This window comes from Pseudomonas sp. LBUM1668 (assembly GCF_059695715.1).
In genome coordinates, this window is sequence record NZ_CP166787.1 from 3147625 (window position 1) to 3167297 (window position 19673).

General features: G+C 57.8%; 14 protein-coding genes. 10 read left to right on the forward strand and 4 right to left on the reverse strand.

Annotated elements, in window-relative coordinates:
- Positions 1–19: 19 nt before the first annotated feature.
- Positions 20–1474 carry a hypothetical protein gene (locus ACA061_RS14095; RefSeq protein WP_497299431.1) on the reverse strand — a complete coding sequence of 485 codons (1455 nt, stop codon included), beginning with the start codon at positions 1472–1474 and terminating at the stop codon, positions 20–22.
- Between the two features lie 547 nt (positions 1475–2021).
- Positions 2022–3044 carry a zinc-dependent alcohol dehydrogenase family protein gene (locus ACA061_RS14100; RefSeq protein ID WP_150603861.1) on the reverse strand — a complete coding sequence of 341 codons (1023 nt, stop codon included), beginning with the start codon at positions 3042–3044 and terminating at the stop codon, positions 2022–2024.
- Positions 3045–3313: 269 nt separating this feature from the next.
- Here ACA061_RS14100 and ACA061_RS14105 point away from each other — a divergent pair, with 269 nt between their 5' ends.
- A complete protein-coding gene (locus tag ACA061_RS14105; RefSeq protein ID WP_224450859.1) occupies positions 3314–4231 on the forward strand; it encodes a LysR family transcriptional regulator in 918 nt (305 codons plus the stop codon).
- Positions 4232–4281: 50 nt separating this feature from the next.
- On the opposite strand, the gene ACA061_RS14110 is transcribed toward ACA061_RS14105, so the two are convergent.
- Entirely contained in the window at positions 4282–4434 is a 153-nt protein-coding gene (locus ACA061_RS14110) for a hypothetical protein (RefSeq protein ID WP_191623970.1), read from the reverse strand.
- Positions 4435–4768: 334 nt separating this feature from the next.
- Here ACA061_RS14110 and ACA061_RS14115 point away from each other — a divergent pair, with 334 nt between their 5' ends.
- From ACA061_RS14115 to ACA061_RS14155, 9 genes are all read left to right on the forward strand, one after another.
- Positions 4769–6508 carry a dipeptidase gene (locus tag ACA061_RS14115; protein WP_497299432.1) on the forward strand — a complete coding sequence of 580 codons (1740 nt, stop codon included), beginning with the start codon at positions 4769–4771 and terminating at the stop codon, positions 6506–6508.
- Positions 6509–6701: 193 nt separating this feature from the next.
- Positions 6702–7049, forward strand: coding sequence for a DUF4190 domain-containing protein (locus ACA061_RS14120; RefSeq protein WP_150615545.1), 348 nt, complete (start codon positions 6702–6704; stop codon positions 7047–7049).
- Positions 7050–7064: 15 nt separating this feature from the next.
- On the forward strand, positions 7065–7517 hold the full coding sequence (locus tag ACA061_RS14125; protein WP_210552788.1) for a DUF805 domain-containing protein: 453 nt from the start codon (positions 7065–7067) through the stop codon (positions 7515–7517).
- 272 nt (positions 7518–7789) lie between these two features.
- Positions 7790–9043 (forward strand): multidrug efflux RND transporter periplasmic adaptor subunit MexE, encoded by a 1254-nt coding sequence (gene mexE / locus ACA061_RS14130; protein WP_497299433.1) that lies wholly within the window; start codon positions 7790–7792, stop codon positions 9041–9043.
- 15 nt (positions 9044–9058) lie between these two features.
- Positions 9059–12250 (forward strand): efflux RND transporter permease subunit, encoded by a 3192-nt coding sequence (locus tag ACA061_RS14135; RefSeq protein ID WP_150603856.1) that lies wholly within the window; start codon positions 9059–9061, stop codon positions 12248–12250.
- Positions 12247–13668, forward strand: coding sequence for an efflux transporter outer membrane subunit (locus ACA061_RS14140; protein ID WP_150603855.1), 1422 nt, complete (start codon positions 12247–12249; stop codon positions 13666–13668). The genes ACA061_RS14135 and ACA061_RS14140 overlap by 4 nt, the downstream gene beginning before the upstream one ends.
- A 1114-nt stretch (positions 13669–14782) precedes the next feature.
- Positions 14783–15838, forward strand: a complete 1056-nt coding sequence (locus ACA061_RS14145) for a HEAT repeat domain-containing protein (protein WP_497299434.1) — start codon at positions 14783–14785, stop codon at positions 15836–15838.
- Between the two features lie 155 nt (positions 15839–15993).
- Positions 15994–17493 (forward strand): ATPase domain-containing protein, encoded by a 1500-nt coding sequence (locus ACA061_RS14150; RefSeq protein ID WP_210552790.1) that lies wholly within the window; start codon positions 15994–15996, stop codon positions 17491–17493.
- Positions 17490–19160 (forward strand): ATP-binding protein, encoded by a 1671-nt coding sequence (locus tag ACA061_RS14155; RefSeq protein ID WP_497299435.1) that lies wholly within the window; start codon positions 17490–17492, stop codon positions 19158–19160. Before ACA061_RS14150 ends, ACA061_RS14155 begins: the two co-directional genes overlap by 4 nt.
- A gap of 106 nt (positions 19161–19266) precedes the next feature.
- On the opposite strand, the gene ACA061_RS14160 is transcribed toward ACA061_RS14155, so the two are convergent.
- A complete protein-coding gene (locus ACA061_RS14160) occupies positions 19267–19644 on the reverse strand; it encodes a response regulator (RefSeq protein WP_100846045.1) in 378 nt (125 codons plus the stop codon).
- Positions 19645–19673: the final 29 nt, after the last annotated feature.

Here is a 19673-nt window from a genome sequence, read left to right on the forward strand (position 1 = left end):
TTATGCGATGGGCTCACGGTCAGCCTTCCGCCGATCGATCGTTTGCTGGCTCGGCACCCGCCTCCTGCGCACTGGCACTGTCGCCGGACGCAAGTAACCGAACGGGCCCCATGGAGTAGAGACGCACAATCAATTTGACCGGCAACCCGCTGACGTCCGTCATCCACTTCAGCACTTGCTCGGGTGCATGCAGGCCCTGCATTGCCCGGTGCAGATCGGGCAATGCCACCAACATGCCGGGATGACAATTTCGCAGAAACCGTTCCAGCCCTGCCCCGCTATCAACAAACGGTGCAAACAGCAGGCACATCAGCTGGGTATCGTTCATGTCGAAACCGGCCGAGAGCCAGCCTTCCGCCTGCACCCGCAACTGTCGCGGATCCTGCAGATTGCCGAAGTTGGCGAGCATCTGTTCGCAAACCGGCTCGGGTACCTGTCTGCGCCGCATCGTCTCCAGACTGCTATGCAGGTATTCGCTGATTCCGGCCTCGTAGGTTCTCCCCTCGATGAATCGCGCCTGCATTCCTCGAAGATGCGCAGCGACCAGAGGATCTGCATATTCGTCGTCACTTTGGTAAAGGCTCAGGTCATCCGCCTGGAACCCGAGAAAGTCACTGAGCAACGGCCAGCGCTCCTCGAGCTTGCCGACAATCATGTCGTTGATGTTGATGAAACCGGTGCGCCGACACGCTTCGAATTCACCTTCGGGGCGCCACATTACCTGCTCCTCTTCGGTGTAGAACTCGCGGTAGTAATCCCCACCCAGCCCGTCAAGCAGCGGGAACAGCGCTTCAAAGCCAGCAGAGCTCACCAGCGGACCGGCAATGGCGGCTTTTTGAACAGCACGACTCAAGCCGTCGAGAAAGTGCTTCTGGCGGTGTAACGACTCACTGCCGATCATGGCATCGACGCCATTGTTCCAGCGGGCGATCTGACCGTAGTACTCGGCAGTCGCCAGATAAGCGTCATCCCACAATTCAAGCGCATCGCCGTAGGTTCTTCGATGACCGAGCAGCAGCAGGTTAAGACGATGGGTCTCGCGCCCCTCTTCGCAAATCGGTGCCTGATGGTCGAATGGCAGGACCTGGCGATGATCCAGCATCAACAGCTCGACCCGAGGATCGTCATAGAGGAACAGCGCCCCGTAGCTTCGGTGCATGTTCTGCAGTGCCGTGTCACTGTTGCCGCTCCAGCGTAAAGTCGCCACCCGTAGCTGAAACGTACCGGGCGCGCGCCCGGCGATACTCAACTGCGCTGCCCGCAGCAGCGCCAATGTGTAACAGCTGTCGCGCGACCCGGTCTGGTTGACCAGCACCTTGAATTGACCGATGTTCTCCATGCCGCCAGCAGCCACGGCCAATCGCTGAATCAGCAACTGCAATGCCGTGCGCTCCGCTCGAGAGAAAAAACTCAGCAAACGTTGCAATACTTGCTGGTAGACATAATTCATTGCCTGATCATGGATCGTGCTCATCGGTATTTACCCGGTATAAAAGGTTTCATGGCGCGCAGACAGAAGACCGACCGCACGACAATTAATCAATAAGTAATAGACGCTCAGATGCTAACACTTACAAATTCGTAGTTATTTGAAACACTTGACCTGAGAAAAACTCTATTTTCGCCACAGAGCGCTCTCAAGTGATTGTTATGCAAAGGTATTTTTTATTGACAAATAATCCTAGGAAACTTCCCACAACGTCCCACGACAAGTGATTACAAGAAAAAGAGAAGGAGTTTCGGAATAGCCCTACAGCAATTAAACAAAGATTGCCGTGTTTAACAAAACTGAGGTCTATATGTTGAGGACGGTAAATTGAATGCACAGCCATGGCTCATTCCTTGAGATGAAAGTAATCACTCAATTATCAGGGCTTACATTGCGATTAGAAGATACAGATCCAGAGCAAAAACCAGTTCAGTTGCTGAACAGGTCCCGGACATGGCGCCAGAGAGCTTTGCTTTTCAGACGGGGATAAACACGAAAGAGTCCGTGGGGCCACGGACTCTGATGACGAGGGTTACGCCGACTCGATTTGAAGGGCAACCCGTTCGCGGCATGGGCATTCGTCCATGTAGCGATGCGCTTCGACGAACTCGCTGAACGGGAACACCCGGGTCTTGAGCGGAAGCAACACGCGGTCAGCGGTCAACTGGTTGATGTCACGCAGGGCACGTTGCAGGGCCACGTGATCCTGGGTGATACCCAGCTCCGGTTTGCCGGTGAAGTTGCCGATGCAATGCACAAAGAACTGGATGTTCTTCTGGAACGCTGCGCATGCCGGGAACGGCGTCTGGTTCCCACCCTGAAGGCCGTACAGCACAAGGCTGCCACGGGGCGCCAGCACATCGCCAAGCAGCGACATCTGCGGACCGCCAAGGCCGTCGAACACCACATCGACGCCACGGTTGTCGGTGATCTTGTTGATTCGCATCAACAGATCTTCCTCTTCGGTGACAATCACCTTTTCCGCGCCCAGAGACAGCAGGTACTCGCGCTCTCCCGCCTCTTTGGTGGCGGCAATGACCCGCACGCCCATGGCCTTGCCCAGTTGTACAAACGAAGGGCCGGCGCAATGGCTGGCGTCAGTGACCAGGGCAAACTGCCCCGGTTTGACCCGTGCCAGATCGGCGTAGGCGAAATAGGCGATCAACAGCGGTGTGTAATGCACACTGGCTTCGATCGGGCTGAGCACATCCGGATAACGGGTCAGCGCGGTACGCGGCAGTACGATCGACTCGCCGTAGACTGGATAGTCGTTCGGACTTTCGGCCGGGAAACTGGCGACCTTGTCACCGACGGACAGGTCTTCGACATCAGCGCCAATCGCCGTGACCACGCCGGCCATTTCATGACCAAGGCCTGATGGCAGGCGTGCCTGGGACGACGCCAGATTCTGGCGCCAGAGCGTGTCGTACCAACTGATGCCGATTGCCTCGACACGCACCTGCACTTCGCCAGGACCTGGCTGAGCGGCCGCATGCTCTTCGCATTTGAGCACCTCGGCCGGACCAAACTTGTGAAAACGGATCGTGCGGGACATCGCAAACCTCGTCAAAGTAACCTCTAATGCCATGAACTCTATCTGGGCTTTTAACCCAAGACTATCAGTGGCTATTAATAGTCGACATGCCTGTCATTGATTCCGCAGTATGGGCGGTATTGGCAAAATCCTTGAAAAACTGCTGCCACCGTCTGAGTAAAGCTGAATTTTCCGGTGCAGAGTACCAGTCTTTCCCCGTAAGATTCATGCCGGCCATTGTTCTCATATGGCTGCCCTCGTCAAGCTTGATGACTCTGCCAGGACTCCAGATGAATCGTAATGACCTGCGTCGTGTCGACCTGAACCTGTTGATCGTATTCGAAACGTTGATGCATGAGCGCAGTGTGACCCGCGCCGCCGAGAAATTGTTCCTCGGCCAGCCGGCGATCAGTGCGGCGCTCTCGCGCCTGCGCAGCCTGTTCGATGATCCCTTGTTCGTACGCACCGGCCGGAGCATGGAACCGTCCGCCCGCGCGGTGGAAATCTTCGCCCTGCTCTCGCCTGCCCTCGACTCGATTTCGACCGCCGTCAGCCGTGCGGCAGAATTCGATCCGGCCACCAGCACTTCGGTATTTCGGATCGGGTTGTCGGATGACGTCGAATTCGCCTTGCTGCCGATGCTGCTAAAACGCCTGCGCGCCGAATCACCGGGAATTGTGCTGGTGGTGCGCCGGGTCAACTACATCCTGATGCCGGGCCTGCTGGCTTCCGGCGAAATCTCCATCGGCGTCAGCTACACCACCGACTTGCCGGCCAATGCCAAGCGCAAGGTACTGCGCCGTAGCGCGCCCAAGTTACTGCGCGCCGACACCGTGCCGGGGCCGCTGAGCCTCGACGATTACTGCGCCCGCCCCCACGCCCTGGTGTCGTTTGCCGGCGACCTCAGCGGTTTCATTGATGAAGAGCTGGAGAAACTCGGCCGCAAACGCCATGTGGTACTGGCCGTGCCGCAGTTCAATGGTTTGAGCACGCTGCTGGCCGGAACTGACATTGTCGCAACCGTGCCGGACTATGCCGCCGAAGCATTGACGTCTGCTGGTGGCGTCCGCGCAGAAGATCCGCCGTTGCCGACCCGCACGTTTGAACTGCACATGGCGTGGCGTGGGTCGCAGGATAATGATCCGGGCGAGCGTTGGTTGAGGTCGCGGATTCAGATGTTTTTTGGGGATCCGGATAGTCTCCAATAAAAGCCCCATGCGCGACCTGCAAACTCTGCATCGCTGGAACAAGCGCGCGACTACTTGCTCGGCTGCGCGTCATCCTTCTGCTGCATTTGGATCGATGACTTCGCACCGTCAGTGTTGTCTTTGGTCTCGTTGTCCGAGTTATCGAAACAGCCTTGCAGCATGAGTGCACAGCACAGGCTTAGAAACAGAAGTGGCTTGTTCATATCGGGTGTCTCCATCGTTGCGTGGTAGGGACGGCTCGGTTTCAGTGTCGCCAGGGCAGTCATAGGGGTGGACGCCAAAAGCACCTCGACAGTTCGTTTTTTTGATCATTCTCGGCGAGAGGAGACTGCGCCGCCGACTGAAAAACACCGTAATGAAAAAGCCCGGGATTTAAATCCGGGCTTTTTCGTTTCTGCGCCCCTTTTGCATTTCTGTGCGACAGATCCCGTTTCAGGGCTCCCCCAATCCTCTAGCACGGTGGTAGTTTGTAAGTGCATGTGTCTCAGCGTTGAGACACTCCTTTATTAACAGCACTGCCAAGGAATGCCCTTCTTAATGAATTTCCCTTTCAAAAAGCTGGCCGCCACCACACTGATGCTGGCCGGTCTATCCGCCTTTATTGCACCCGCGCAAGCCAACATCACTGCGCAGCAAAGCGCTGAAATCCTCAAGACGTTCAAGGCCGAGTCGACTACGGATTTCCGTCAGTTCCTCGGCAGCCTGGCTAAAAGTGACTTGGCCAAGACAGCCAATATCGGCCCGGCCATTGGCGCCTTCCTCGACAACAAGACTCTGACCGCTGAGCAGCAAAACGAGATCTATCGCCTGCTCGGCATCTACGCACGCGTTAAGTACAGCGCAGCAGCCACCGAGACTCTGCGCGAGTTGGTAGAGATCCCGACGTTTCGCAAGGACGGCGTTGCACAGCACGACAATCCGGAATTCATCAAGATCGGTGAGAAGATCAAAGACCTGGCCAAGTCTTTCAATCTGAATTTCCGCAACATCGACAACCGCGTCTACGAGATTTCCCTCGAAGGCTCCGGCGATGAAGTCGTCGGTATTCATGCGCACGCCGATGTGGTGCCGGTGACGCCGGAGAACTGGGTATTGAAGGACGGTACTCGTCTCGACCCGTTCAAGATCACTCTGATCGGCGATCGCATGTATGGCCGCGGGACCGAGGATGACAAGAACGGCATCGTGGTGACGATGTATGCCATGAAGGTCATCAAGGAAGAAAAGCTGCCACTGGCACGTAATTTCAAGCTGTTGGTGGACACCACCGAAGAAACCACTGGCGACGCGATCCCCTACTATTTCGAGCGTAACCCGACACCCAACTACAACCTGGCGCTGGATGGCGGTTACCCGGTGGTGATTGCCGAGAAAGGTTACGGCACCGTCATGGCCAATTTTGCCAAGCGCAAGGCTGAGGGCAAAGGCGCAGAAATCATCTCGATGACCGGTGGCCTGGCGACCAACCAGATTCCGTCGGCATCCGTCGCGACGTTGATTACGGACAAACCTGCCGAGCTCGTCGCCAGCCTGCAAAAGGCCGGCGCCGACTATGCCAAACGCAATGGCGGCAACTTCGAGATCAGCGCCAAAGTCGATGGCAAAGACGTGAAGCTGACGGTCACCGGGGTGTCCGCGCACTCCTCCGAGCCCGAGTCCGGGGTCAATCCGGTGGCGCGTATGCTCGACTTCATCAATGGCCTTGATGGCAAAGTCGCGCTCAAGCACAACCACATCACGGACGCCGCACGCTACGCCGCCGACAACTGGGGGCTGGATTACCTGGGCAACAAACTGAACGTCGGTTTCTCCGACGCCTTCATGGGTCCGCTGACCACGTCGTTGACCTACGTCGGCATGGATGACAAGGCCTTTAAACTGGCGGTCAACCTGCGCGTGCCGAAAGGCAAGTCGCCGGAAAAGCTCAAGGCTGAAATCGCTGAGAAACTGGCGGCGTGGAGCAAGAAAACCCATGTTGCCGTTGCCTTCGACTATTCGATCGCCGAGCCGATGTACCGCAATCCAGAGGGCGAGTGGGTCAAAGCGCTGCTGGCGGTTGCCACTGAAAATCTGGGCATGAAGCACGAATTCGGCACTTCCGCCGGCGCAACCTCGGTGCATGAACTGCCCAATGGCGTGCAGTTCGGTCTGGCCCGGCCAGAGGTCAAATACACCGGTCACACCGACGGTGAATTCAAGACCGTGGAGCAATTCCAGCTTGATCTGCAGATCGTGACGGAGATGATTGGCCGGATCGGTCAGTTACCGAAGCTCTGATGCACGTGTGGCGAGGGATCGAACTCCCTCGCCACCGCTCGTAAATCCCCCCGCAAAACATCTCCAAAACCCTGCTTTCAACAGCCATGCCGGATAATGGCAAAGTGCCGGGTGACAAATTTGGTAATAAAGTTTAACTTAGCGCGCCCCGCCAGATGGAAGGTCGGGTTTCAGCACTCAGTTAAGGAAAACGATGGCAATGGTTTATTGTCGTGCTTGCGCCAAGGAGCTTCACGAAACGGCGCTCAACTGCCCCCAATGCGGGGCTGTCCAGCAGGCCTTTGTGCCGCAAACGCAGGCTGAAATACCCTGGCTGGCCATCGTTTCACTGATCTTCGGGATTATCTGCGCACTCACCCTGTTTGATGACTCCGAATGGGACAGTGAGACGATCCTCGGCGTGGGGGTCTTCAGCATCGCAGGTCTCGCTTGCGGCATTATCTGCATCAACCAAAAACACTCAGGAAGAAACCTCGCGATCGCCGGCATTGTTTTGTCAGGCCTTACTGCGTTCGTTTTGCTCTGTCTATCGATTGAATAATTTTAGGGAAAAAATATGAGCATGGTTTTCTGCCGCGGTTGCGCCAAGGAAATAAGCACTTTGGCCGTGGCTTGCCCACAGTGCGGGGCGCCTCAAGCCACCCAACAGTCTTACCCAAGTGGCCCCGCCATTACGACGGGTAACCCGTACGTCGAGGCGTGGAGAAACTACGTAGTGTTCCGCGGCCGCGCCACTCGCCGTGAATACTGGATGTTCATTCTGATCAACCTGGGAATCTCTCTTGGCATCATCGCTGTTGATGCCATGCTGAACACCAAAGGCATGCTGTACAACCTCTACAGCCTCGCGATCCTCCTGCCATCGATCGCAGTAGGCGTGCGTCGCATGCACGACACCGATCGCAGCGGCTGGTGGTTGTTGCTGCCTATCGTCAACCTTGTGTTCCTTGCGCAAGACAGCCAGCCGGGCCCGAATCGTTTCGGTGAGAACCGTAAAGGCAACAACTGATACACATCGGCATCGCTGATCGAGACGGCCTTCATGGCCGTCTCTTTGTATCTGAAATCCGTACCCGTACGAATAGCTGCATCTTTACTGGCCGCGCAAAACAGAATTGTCATCAATCCGATTGATAGCCCCCTAACGAAAGGTGCATGCTAGAGGGCTTGTTCGGGTCTTATATCATTCCGAATGATAGTTACCTTCGCCTCATTCGATTCGTTTGCTCACTAGCCGCCGAGCATCATCCGCCCATCTTCAATACTTGGCGGATGCATTCCATGGAACAGTCACTCAAACATTTGCGCTTCCCGTTGGCCTTGCTGGCCGTACTGGTGATGAGCGCTTGCGGCAAAAATCCGGAAACCGCCGCCGCCCCGCCTGCTGCCAAAGTCAGCGTGGCCAAGGTGCTGGAACAACCGGTCAACGAGTGGGACGAATTCACCGGGCGCCTCGAAGCGCCGGAAACCGTTGATATCCGTCCACGGGTCTCTGGCCAGATCGACCAGGTTGCTTTCACTGAAGGCGCACTGGTGAAGAAAGGCGACTTGCTGTTCCAGATCGATCCGCGTCCATTCCAGGCTGAGGTTCGCCGCCTCGAAGCTCTGGTTGCGCAATCGCGCGCCAACGCCACTCGCAGCGAAAACGAAGCCGGTCGTGGTGAACGTCTGCGTGCCAGCAACGCAATCTCCGCCGAACTCGCCGACTCGCGCACCAGCGCCGCCCAAGAAGCCCGCGCCGCCGTGGGTGCACTGCAAGCGCAACTGGATCTGGCCAAGCTGAACCTGAGTTTCACCCGTGTGACCGCGCCAATCAGCGGCCGCGTCAGCCGTGCCGAAATCACCGCCGGCAACCTGGTAACCGCCGACACCTCGCCACTCACCAGCGTGGTTTCTACCGATAAGGTCTACGCCTACTTCGACGCTGATGAGCGTGTATTCCTCAAATACACCCAGCTCGCCCGTCAGGGTCAGCGCGGAGCCACCACCCCGGTGTACATGGGTCTGTCCAATGAAGACGGCAATCCGCATCTGGGCCAGATGAACTTCGTCGACAACCAGGTCAATCCGAAAACCGGCACCATCCGTGGTCGCGCGGTGTTCGACAACAGCGATGGCACTTATACCCCGGGCCTGTATGCACGCCTGAAACTGGTCGGCAGTGGCACCTACGATGCCATGTTGATCAACGACGAAGCCGTCGGTACCGATCTGGGCAAGAAGTTCGTGCTGGTGATGGATGCGGACAACAAAACCGTTTACCGCGCCGTTGAACTCGGCCCGAAAATCGAAGGCCTGCGGATCGTCCGTAGCGGCCTGATCAAAGACGACACCATCATCGTCAAGGGTCTGCAACGCGTACGCCCTGGCTCACCGGTGACGCCTGAAGTCGTCCCGATGGCCAGCGAGCAAACCATCGCGGCACTCGCTCAACAACGTCAAGCGCTGGAAGCCAGCAACCTGCCTAAAGTCACGCCAGCCAAAGGCGCGTCCGGTTCGGTTGTGAAGCTGGCCGCTACGACCCCACGCGGTTAAGGGACGACAACTCCGATGAATTTTTCCCAATTCTTCATTTCACGGCCGATCTTCGCAGCGGTGCTGTCGCTGCTGATCCTGATCGCCGGTGCGATTTCGCTGTTCCAGTTGCCGATCAGCGAATACCCGGAAGTCGTGCCACCGACCGTGGTGGTGCGTGCAAACTTCCCGGGCGCCAACCCAAAAGTCATCGGTGAGACCGTGGCGGCTCCTCTGGAGCAAGCCATCACCGGCGTCGAGAACATGCTGTACATGTCCTCGCAATCGACCGCTGACGGCAAGATCACCCTGACCATCACCTTCGCCCTGGGCACTGACCTGGACAACGCGCAGGTGCAGGTACAGAACCGGGTAACCCGGACCGAGCCGAAACTTCCCGAGGAAGTGACGCGCATTGGTATCACCGTCGACAAAGCGTCGCCTGACCTGACCATGGTTGTGCACTTGACCTCTCCGGACAAGCGTTACGACATGCTCTACCTGTCCAACTACGCGATCCTCAACATCAAGGATGAGCTCGCTCGTCTGGGCGGTGTCGGTGATGTACAACTGTTCGGCATGGGCGATTACTCGCTGCGTGTCTGGCTTGATCCGAACAAGACCGCTTCGCGCAATCTGACGGCGACCGATGTGGTGACCGCCATTCGTGAACAGAACCGCCAGGTGGCCGCCGGCCAACTGGGTGCGCCCCCTGCCCCGACTGCACAGAGCTTCCAGCTGTCGGTCAACACTCAGGGCCGACTGGTCACCGAGGAAGAGTTCGAAAACATCGTCATTCGTGCAGGTGACGACGGTGAAATCACTCGACTCAAAGACATCGCTCGCATTGAACTGGGTTCCAGCCAGTACGCGTTGCGTTCTCTGCTGAACAACCAGCCGGCGGTAGCAATCCCGATCTTCCAGCGTCCAGGCTCCAACGCCATCGACATCTCGAACGACGTTCGGGCGAAAATGGACGAGTTGAAGAAAGGCTTCCCGCAAGGCATGGATTACAGCATCGTCTATGACCCGACGATCTTCGTGCGCGGCTCGATCGAAGCAGTGGTTCACACCCTTTTCGAAGCACTGATCCTCGTAGTGCTGGTGGTGATCCTGTTCCTGCAAACCTGGCGCGCCTCGATCATTCCCTTGGTGGCGGTGCCGGTATCGTTGATCGGTACGTTTGCGGTGATGCACCTGTTTGGCTTCTCACTCAATGCCCTGTCGCTGTTCGGCCTCGTGTTGGCCATCGGTATCGTGGTGGATGACGCCATCGTGGTGGTGGAGAACGTCGAGCGAAACATCGAACTCGGACTCACACCGGTCGAAGCCACCAAACGCGCCATGCGTGAAGTGACCGGCCCGATCGTTGCCACGGCACTGGTGCTGTGTGCGGTGTTTATTCCGGCGGCGTTCATCTCCGGCCTCACCGGTCAGTTCTATAAGCAGTTCGCACTGACCATCGCGATCTCGACCGTGATCTCGGCGTTCAACTCGCTGACCCTGTCGCCAGCACTCGCCGCTGTATTGCTGAAAAGTCATGACGCGCCGAAAGACCGCTTCTCGAGAGTGCTCGACAAGATCTTCGGTGGCTGGCTGTTCCGCCCCTTCAACCGCTTCTTCGAACGTGCCAGCCATGGCTACGTCGGCACGGTGGCTCGGGTTATCCGCAGCAGTGGCATCGCCCTGATCTTGTATGCAGGCCTGATGGTGCTGACCTTCTTCGGGTTCTCGCACACCCCGACCGGTTTCGTACCCGGCCAGGACAAGCAATACCTGGTGGCTTTCGCGCAATTGCCGGACGCCTCAAGCCTGGATCGCACTGAGGACGTGATCAAGCGCATGTCCGATATGGCGCTGAAACAGCCGGGCGTAGAAAGTGCTGTTGCGTTCCCGGGCCTGTCGATCAACGGCTTCACCAACAGCCCGAATGCCGGCATCGTGTTCGTGACCCTGAAACCGTTCGACGAACGTAAAGACCCGAGCATGTCTGCCGGAGCCATCGCCGGCGCCCTGAACGGCCAGTTCGCGGACATTCAAGAGGCGTACATGGCGATCTTCCCGCCGCCGCCGGTACAAGGTCTGGGCACCATTGGTGGTTTCCGCCTGCAAATCGAAGACCGGGGCAACCTGGGCTACGACGAGCTGTACAAAGAAACCATGAACATCATCAACAAGAGCCACAACGTGCCGGAACTGGCTGGCCTGTTCACCAGTTACACCGTGAACGTGCCACAGGTCGATGCCGCTATCGACCGCGAGAAAGCCAAGACTCACGGCGTGGCGGTCAGCGACATCTTCGACACCCTGCAGATCTACCTGGGTTCGCTGTATGCCAACGACTTCAACCGTTTCGGACGCACCTATCAGGTCAACGTTCAGGCCGAGCAACAGTTCCGCCTCGAATCCGATCAGATCGGTCAGCTGAAAGTGCGTAACAACAAAGGCGAAATGATCCCGCTGGCGACCTTCATCAAGGTCAGCGACACCTCGGGCCCGGATCGCGTGATGCACTACAACGGCTTCATCACCGCAGAAATCAACGGTGCGGCAGCCCCCGGCTACAGCTCTGGCCAGGCCGAAAAAGCCATCGAGAAATTGCTCAAGGAAGAACTTCCGAACGGCATGACCTACGAATGGACCGACCTGACCTACCAGCAGATTCTGTCCGGCAACACCGCGCTGTTCGTGTTCCCGCTCTGCGTACTGCTGGCGTTCCTGGTACTCGCGGCACAATACGAAAGCTGGAGCCTGCCACTGGCGGTGATCCTGATCGTACCGATGACCCTGCTGTCGGCCATCACCGGGGTGATCATCTCTGGCGGTGACAACAACATCTTCACCCAGATCGGACTGATCGTACTGGTGGGACTTGCATGCAAGAACGCGATTCTGATCGTCGAGTTCGCCAAGGACAAACAGGAAGAAGGCCTCGACCCGCTCGCCGCGGTACTGGAAGCCTGCCGTCTGCGTCTGCGGCCGATCCTGATGACCTCCTTCGCGTTCATCATGGGTGTGGTGCCACTGGTGTTCTCCAGCGGTGCCGGTGCCGAAATGCGTCACGCCATGGGTGTGGCGGTGTTCTCCGGGATGCTCGGGGTGACCTTCTTCGGTCTGTTGCTGACGCCAGTGTTCTACGTACTGATTCGTAACTTTGTCGAACGCGGCGAAGCCCGCAAAGCGGCCAAGGCGCACTCTCTTCAAAAGCCACTGGAGGCGCAACAATGAGTCTGAAAGTCTTCCTGCCGAGTCTGCTGGTGCTGGCCCTGAGCGCCTGTGCCGTCGGCCCCGACTACAAGACCCCGGCGACGGAGGCGGCCAACATCACGACCGCCACCGACGGCGCCAACGGTCAGAAGAATTTTGACCGTTCGAAGTTCGAAGGCATCTGGTGGCAGCAGTTCGACGATCCGACCCTCAACCAGTTGGTGACGCAATCGCTGCAAGGCAACCGTGAATTGCGCGTGGCATTTGCCCGTTGGAAAGCCGCGCGAGCGATCCGCGATGACGCCAGCAATGACATCATGCCGACCATCACCAGCCGCGCCAGCAGTGACCTGGCCAAGGGGCAAATCCCCGGCCAGACCACCAACCGGGTCAACAGCGAACGCTATGACCTCGGTCTGGACATGGCCTGGGAGCTGGACCTGTTCGGGCGCATCCAGCGCAATCTGGAAGCCAGCGATGCCGATCAGCAGGCCGCCGAAGCCGATCTGTACCAACTGCAAGTCACCATGATTGCCGAACTGGTGGACGCCTACGGTCAACTGCGTGGCGCACAACTGCGCGAAAAGATTGCGGTGGCCAACCTGAACAACCAGCAGGAGTCACGCAAGATCACCATCAGCCTGCGTGATGCCGGCGTTGGCGATCAGCTCGATGTCGAACGTGCCGACGCGCGTCTGGCTTCGGTCGAAGCCAGCGTGCCGCAACTGCAAGCCGAGCAGGTTCGGCAGAAAAACCGCATCGCCACTCTGCTGGGTGAACGTCCGGACAAACTGACCGTCGACCTGAGTCCAAAAGACTTGCCGGCAATTGCCAAGGCCTTGCCAATCGGCAACCCGGGCGAACTGCTGCAACGTCGTCCGGACATCCTCAGTGCTGAACGCCAGCTCGCTTCAGCCACTGCGCGCATTGGCGTGGCGAAAGCGGATCTGTTCCCACGGGTCAGCCTCAGCGGTTTCCTCGGCTGGACGGCCGGGCGTGGTTCGCAGATCGGTTCCTCGGCGGCCAACGCCTGGGCACTCGGCCCAAGCATCACCTGGGCAGCGTTCGACCTCGGCAGCGTGCGCGCTCGTTTGCGCGGTGCTGATGCCGATGCCGAAGGCGCACTGGCGACCTACGAGCAACAAGTGCTGCTGGCACTGGAAGAGTCGGAAAACGCCTTCAGCGACTACGGCAAACGTCAGCAACGTCTGATTTCGCTGATCCGCCAGAGTGAATCGAGCCGCAACGCTGCCGATCTGGCAGAGATTCGCTATCGCGAAGGCACCACAGACTTCCTGGTGCTGCTCGACGCTCAGCGCGAACGTCTGAATGCCGAAGACAGCCAGGCCCAGGCCGAAGTAGATCTGTATCGCGGCATTGTTGCGATCTACAAAGCCCTCGGCGGTGGCTGGCAGCCGGAGACGGTCGCCAGCAAGTAACCATTGATTGTTAAAGAGCTCCTTTGGTTGGCCGCAACCAACCAATTTTTTGCCCCGCGTATCATTCGGTCGCGGGGCTTTTTTGTGCCTGGAATTGCAGGAGTTGCCAAAGTTGCTCCTACATTTGAAATGCGTTCCCCCCTGTAGGAGCTGCGGAACGCTGCGATCTCTTGATCTTGAAACAGCAAAGTCAAAAGATCGCAGCCTTCGGCAGCTCCTACATTTGAAATGTGTTCCCCCCCTGTAGGAGCTGCGGAACGCTGCGATCTCTTGATCTTGAAACAGCAAAGTCAAAAGATCGCAGCCTTCGGCAGCTCCTACATTTGAAATGCGTTCTCCCTGTAGGAGCTGCGGAACGCTGCGATCCCTTGATCTTGAAACAGCAAAGTCAAAAGATCGCAGCCTTCGGCAGCTCCTACATTTGAAATGCGTTCCCCCCTGCAGGAGCTGCGGAACGCTGCGATCTCTTGATCTTGAAACAGCAAAGTCAAAAGATCGCAGCATTCGGCAGCTCCTACATTTGAAATGTGTTCCCCCCCTGTAGGAGCTGCGGAACGCTGCGATCTCTTGATCTTGAAACAGCAAAGTCAAAAGATCGCAGCCTTCGGCAGCTCCTACATTTGAAATGCGTTCTCCCTGTAGGAGCTGCGGAACGCTGCGATCCCTTGATCTTGAAACAGCAAAGTCAAAAGATCGCAGCCTTCGGCAGCTCCTACATTTGAAATGCGTTCCCCCCTGCAGGAGCTGCGGAACGCTGCGATCTCTTGATCTTGAAACAGCAAAGTCAAAAGATCGCAGCGTTCGGCAGCTCCTACATTTGAAATGTGTTCCCCCCCTGTAGGAGCTGCGGAACGCTGCGATCTCTTGATCTTGAAACAGCAAAGTCAAAAGATCGCAGCCTTCGGCAGCTCCTACATTTGAAATGTGTTCCCCCTATAGGAGCCGCGGAACGCTGCGATCTCTTGATCTTGAAACAGCAAAGTCAAAAGATCGCAGCGTTCCGCAGCTCCTACAGGGGATTGCGTTACGATTCGCATGCTCGGGGTTTGACTCACGGCCCGAGCTGACCGAAGCTTGCCACTCTGCTCAAGTACGTCTGTTTTCGGAAACCCGCATGCCTCAGTCTCGCCGCTTTCTGCTTATCTGCCTTGGCCTTGCGCTAATTGTCGTCATGGCTTGGCTGGCCCTGCGCAGCACCACGCCGGTGATTCCGGACGCGATCAAGCACGGCTATAGCGAAGCGCTGGGCGCTGCCCGAACCGGCGAACCGGGGGCGGCGCGTCAGCTGTATCAGCAATTGGCCCGGCCGGATCTGTCGGTCAAGCGCCGCGTCTGGCTGCACGGCGAACTGCCCAATTACCCGAGCCCTCAGGCGTTGAAGCTTGCCGACGCTGACCTGCAGCACGAAGAACCCGAGGTGCGGCTGGCAGCGATCAAAAGTGTGGTTGGACTCGTGCCGGGTGGGCAACGCAGTCTGTTGCTGGGGCCGATGCTTGATGATGAGGCGCCGACTGTCCGGTTTGCCGCGATCAACGCCCTGCTCGGCCTGACCCCGGATGAACTCGGGCTGTATTTTGCGCCGTTGCAGCAGGCCATCGACGGCTGGGAGCAAGCACTCAAGGATCAACCGCCGAGCGCCACTTCTTATGCGCAACTGGCGCGCCTGCATCTACATAACGCCGAGCTGAAAGAGGCACAGCAAGCATTGGAGAATGCGCTGCGCCTGGACCCCGGCAACCTGCCGGCGCTAGTGATGCAGATCGACGTGCTCGACCGCCAGGGGCAGGCCGACGCCGCCCGACAGTTACTCGCCCAAAAGCTTAAAGCCCAGCCTGACTCCGCCTATCTGCAACATGCCCTGGGGCTGTGGTTGCTGCACCATGGTCAGCGTGAATACGCCCTGCTCGGTTTGTCCAAAGCGGTGGAGCTGGAGCCGGACAACAAGGATTACCGCTACGACCTCGCCACCACTCTTCACAGCGCAGAAGAACTGGAAGCGGCGCAGAAGCAACTGCAGGAAATCGTCCAGCGCCACCCGGCCGATCGCAAGGCGCGGGTGCTGCTGATCAACTACTGGAAAGAAAGCGGACAGTTGCAGAACGTACAGATTCTGCTCGCCCAGCTTGAACAGTTGAACCCCGACGATCCGGCAATACAGCAAGGCCTCTGAAGTTGTCCTGTGTGAGGGGATAAATCCACTCACACAGAGAATTCCCAACCTTCATGAAAGAAAAAGCGGAACTGCCATCACGGCTACGGGTCAAGTAAACAGGCAGTTCACACTAGACGGCTGCCTCGCTTCCCCTAGTCATGAGAGGGCATTTTTTGTCTACATCTAACGAGTTGATCAGTGCAAAAGCCGCCACCGGCATCGTAGGCCTGGATGACATCCTCGCCGGAGGCCTGTCTCGTGGTCACGTATTTTTGCTAGAGGGTGAGCCCGGTACCGGCAAAACCACCGCCGCGTTGCATTTTCTAATAGCTGGCGCGAAAGCCGGCGAACGCTCGTTGTACATCACGCTCTCGGAAACCGAGCGTGAACTGCGCCAAGGTGCGCTGTCCCACGGCTGGGAGCTGGACGAAAACATCAAGATCTTCGAACTGACGCCCCCGGAAAGCCTGCTTAATGCAGAGCACCAGCAGAGCTTGCTGTATTCCTCCGATCTGGAATTGGGCGAAGCCACCAAACAGATTTTCGAAGCGGTCGAACGCTTCAAGCCGACCCGCGTCGTCCTCGACAGCCTCTCCGAGATCCGTCTGCTCGCGCAAAGCTCCTTGCGCTACCGCCGACAGATTCTGGCAATCAAGCACTACTTCGTGCGTTACAACGCGACGGTGCTGCTGCTCGACGACCTGACCACCGAGTCTCTCGACAAAACCGTGCACAGCGTGGCCCACGGTGTGATTCGCCTGGAAGAAATCACCCCCAACTATGGCGCCGAGCGTCGCCGAGTGCGGGTCGTGAAGTACCGTGGCCAAAAGTACCGCGGCGGTTATCACGACTTCACCATCATGGGCGATGGCGTGCATGTGTTCCCGCGACTGGTCGCAGCCGAGCATCGCGGCGACTACCCACGCCTGCAGTTGAGCAGCGGTATCAAAGAGCTGGATGCGTTGCTCGGTGGCGGCATCGAGACGGGATCAAGCACATTGATTCTCGGCCCGGCAGGTACGGGCAAATCGCTGATTTCGATGATCTTCGCGGCTTCTGCTGTAGCACGCGGGGAAAAAGCTGCGCTGTTCATCTTTGACGAAGAGCTGGAACTGCTTTTCGAACGAATGAAACACATCGGCATCGATCTCAAGGCACTGCGTGCCTCCGGCAATTTGCTCATCGAACAAGTGGATGCCGCCGAGCTGTCACCGGGCGAGTTCTCCCATCGGGTACGTCGTTGCGTTGATGAAGGCCAGATCAAAACGGTAGTCATCGACAGCATTAACGGCTATCAGGCCGCGATGCCGGAAGAAAATGCGCTGGTGCTGCACATGCACGAACTGCTGCTGTACCTCAACCGCAAAGGCGCTGCGACCTTCATGACGGTCGCTCAGCACGGTCTGGTCGGCGACATGCAGGCACCCGTCGACATTACCTATCTGGCCGACACGGTGATTCTGTTGCGCTACTTCGAAGCCATCGGCAAGGTGCGCCGCGCCATCTCCATCATCAAGAAGCGCACCGGCAGCCATGAATCGACGATTCGCGAATACCTTATTTCGACGCAAGGCATGATCATCGGCGAACCGCTGGAAGCCTTTCAGGGCGTACTTCGTGGCGTCCCGACCTACCTCGGTGAGAGAAAACCGCTGCTGCAGGAAGGCTTATGACCGGCTCGGTGCCGCTCGCCGAACGGGCGCTCATTCTGGCGCCCATGGGTCGCGACAGCCAAATTGCGCTGATGATTCTCAACGAGGCTGGGTACAGCGGCCTGATTACACCGGATCTCGCCACACTGTGTACGCAATTGGAGACGGGCGCCGGCATGCTGTTGATCGCCGCCGAGGCGCTACGCGGCCCGGAACTGGAGGCGTTGTTCCTGTATCTGGACCAGCAGCCAGCGTGGTCGGATCTGCCGATTGTGTTGCTCACTCATCACGGCGGACAGGAACAGGGTCCCTCCTCTCACCTCAGCGATCAGTTAGGCAACGTGACGTTCCTTGAGCGGCCATTTCATCCGGCAACGCTGATCAGTCTGGTGTCCGCTGCCCTTCGCGGCCGGCGACGACAGTACGAAGCCCGCGACCGCCTGATCGATCTGAGTGAAAGCGAACGACGCCTGCAATCGACACTGGAAACCCTCGAACAGCAAGTCGAGGAGCGCACCGCGCAACTGCGGCACAACGAAGAAGCATTGCGTCAGTCGCAAAAAATGGAAGCAGTCGGTCAGCTCACCGGCGGTATCGCTCACGACTTCAACAACATGCTCACCGGCATTATCGGCAGCCTTGAGTTGATTCGCCGGCGACTGGCCCGAGGGCGCACCGAAGACCTCGACAGCTTGATCGACTTGGGCGTGACCTCGGCCAATCGTGCCGCCAGCCTGACTCATCGCCTGCTGGCCTTTTCCCGTCGGCAATCGCTCGACTCCAAAGCCGTGCAGATGAATAGCCTGGTGCTGTCGATGGGCGAGCTGCTACAGCGCAGTATCAACGAAAGCATTCAACTGGAAATGCGTCTGGATGAAAAACTCTGGGTAGCCGAGGCGGACCCCAATCAACTGGAAAGCGCCCTGCTCAACCTCGTCATCAATGCCCGCGATGCCATGCCCGATGGCGGCAAACTGGTGGTCGAGACCAGCAATCAGGTGCTGCATCGTGAATTCACCGTGGCCTACCCAAACCTGGAGCCCGGCGATTATGTGATGTTAAGCGTCACCGACAATGGCAGCGGCATGCCGCAAAGTGTGATCAGTCGCGCGTTCGATCCATTTTTCACCACCAAGCCGATCGGTCAGGGAACAGGCTTGGGCCTGTCGATGATTTACGGGTTCAGCAAGCAGTCACGCGGCCATGTTTCGATCGACAGTGAAGTTGATCAGGGCACAACCGTCAGGCTTTACTTGCCGCGTTACCGTGGCCAGGAACTTGAGCAGCCCACTTGCGATATCCAGCAATCGCCGCACGCAATAGATGGCGAAACCGTGCTGATCGTCGAAGACGACCCGGCCGTTCGCGTGCTGGTCAGCGCAGTGCTCAGCGAGTTGGGTTATGCGTTTGTGGAGGCTGCAGATGCCGACGGCGCGGTGCCGATTCTCAACTCGACGCAGCGCATCGACTTGTTGATCAGCGACGTTGGTTTGCCGGGCATGAACGGTCGGCAGTTGGCTGAGATTGGCCGGCAATACCGGCCTGAGCTCAAGATTCTGTTCATCACCGGATACGCCGAGCATGCGGCGGTGCGCGGTGGTTTCCTGGATTCGGGAATGCAGATGATCACCAAACCGTTCACCTTTGATCTGTTGACCGCCAAGGTGCGCGAGATGATCAAAAGCTGAGACCCTGAAAAACCTGTAGGAGCTGCCGCAGGCTGCGATCTTTTGATCTTAAAACAAAGTCAAAAGATCGCAGCCTGCGGCAGCTCCTACATGAGGTCGATTTCGATCAGGCCAGCAGTTCCTGAATCTTTTCCTGCAACACGTCCAGATCAAACGGCTTTTCCAGAATCGGCGCCTTAAGCGTAATCGGGCTACCGGTCTCGCGGATTTCCTGCGGATAACCGCTGATGAAAATCACCTTGAGGTCAGGTCGCAGCTTGACGGCGGGTTCGGCGATTTGCACGCCGGAGATGCCGCCAGGCAAACGGAAGTCAGTGATCAGTACGTCCAGATGCGGCTTGCTCGCCAGAATCTCGAAAGCCTGCTCGCCGCTTTCCGCCTGGAGCACGCGATAGCCTTGCCCCGACAGATAATCCGTCAGAACCATCAAGATAACCGGTTCGTCCTCGACGACGAGTACTACATCTTGTGCATCTACGCTCATGGGAAGCCTATGTTCGGTCAATAGCTGCT

Bases quoted from the DNA above. Each gene is read 5' to 3' on its own strand.
- ACA061_RS14115 (WP_497299432.1), top strand. From the start codon at position 4,769: ATGAATTTCCCTTTCAAAAAGCTGGCCGCCACCACACTGATGCTGGCC.
- ACA061_RS14100 (WP_150603861.1), bottom strand. From the start codon at position 3,044: ATGTCCCGCACGATCCGTTTTCACAAGTTTGGTCCGGCCGAGGTGCTC.
- ACA061_RS14110 (WP_191623970.1), bottom strand. From the start codon at position 4,434: ATGAACAAGCCACTTCTGTTTCTAAGCCTGTGCTGTGCACTCATGCTG.
- ACA061_RS14120 (WP_150615545.1), top strand. From the start codon at position 6,702: ATGGCAATGGTTTATTGTCGTGCTTGCGCCAAGGAGCTTCACGAAACG.
- ACA061_RS14095 (WP_497299431.1), bottom strand. From the start codon at position 1,474: ATGAGCACGATCCATGATCAGGCAATGAATTATGTCTACCAGCAAGTA.
- ACA061_RS14125 (WP_210552788.1), top strand. From the start codon at position 7,065: ATGAGCATGGTTTTCTGCCGCGGTTGCGCCAAGGAAATAAGCACTTTG.
- mexE (WP_497299433.1), top strand. From the start codon at position 7,790: ATGGAACAGTCACTCAAACATTTGCGCTTCCCGTTGGCCTTGCTGGCC.
- ACA061_RS14135 (WP_150603856.1), top strand. From the start codon at position 9,059: ATGAATTTTTCCCAATTCTTCATTTCACGGCCGATCTTCGCAGCGGTG.
- ACA061_RS14155 (WP_497299435.1), top strand. From the start codon at position 17,490: ATGACCGGCTCGGTGCCGCTCGCCGAACGGGCGCTCATTCTGGCGCCC.
- ACA061_RS14140 (WP_150603855.1), top strand. From the start codon at position 12,247: ATGAGTCTGAAAGTCTTCCTGCCGAGTCTGCTGGTGCTGGCCCTGAGC.
- ACA061_RS14160 (WP_100846045.1), bottom strand. From the start codon at position 19,644: ATGAGCGTAGATGCACAAGATGTAGTACTCGTCGTCGAGGACGAACCG.
- ACA061_RS14105 (WP_224450859.1), top strand. From the start codon at position 3,314: ATGAATCGTAATGACCTGCGTCGTGTCGACCTGAACCTGTTGATCGTA.
- ACA061_RS14145 (WP_497299434.1), top strand. From the start codon at position 14,783: ATGCCTCAGTCTCGCCGCTTTCTGCTTATCTGCCTTGGCCTTGCGCTA.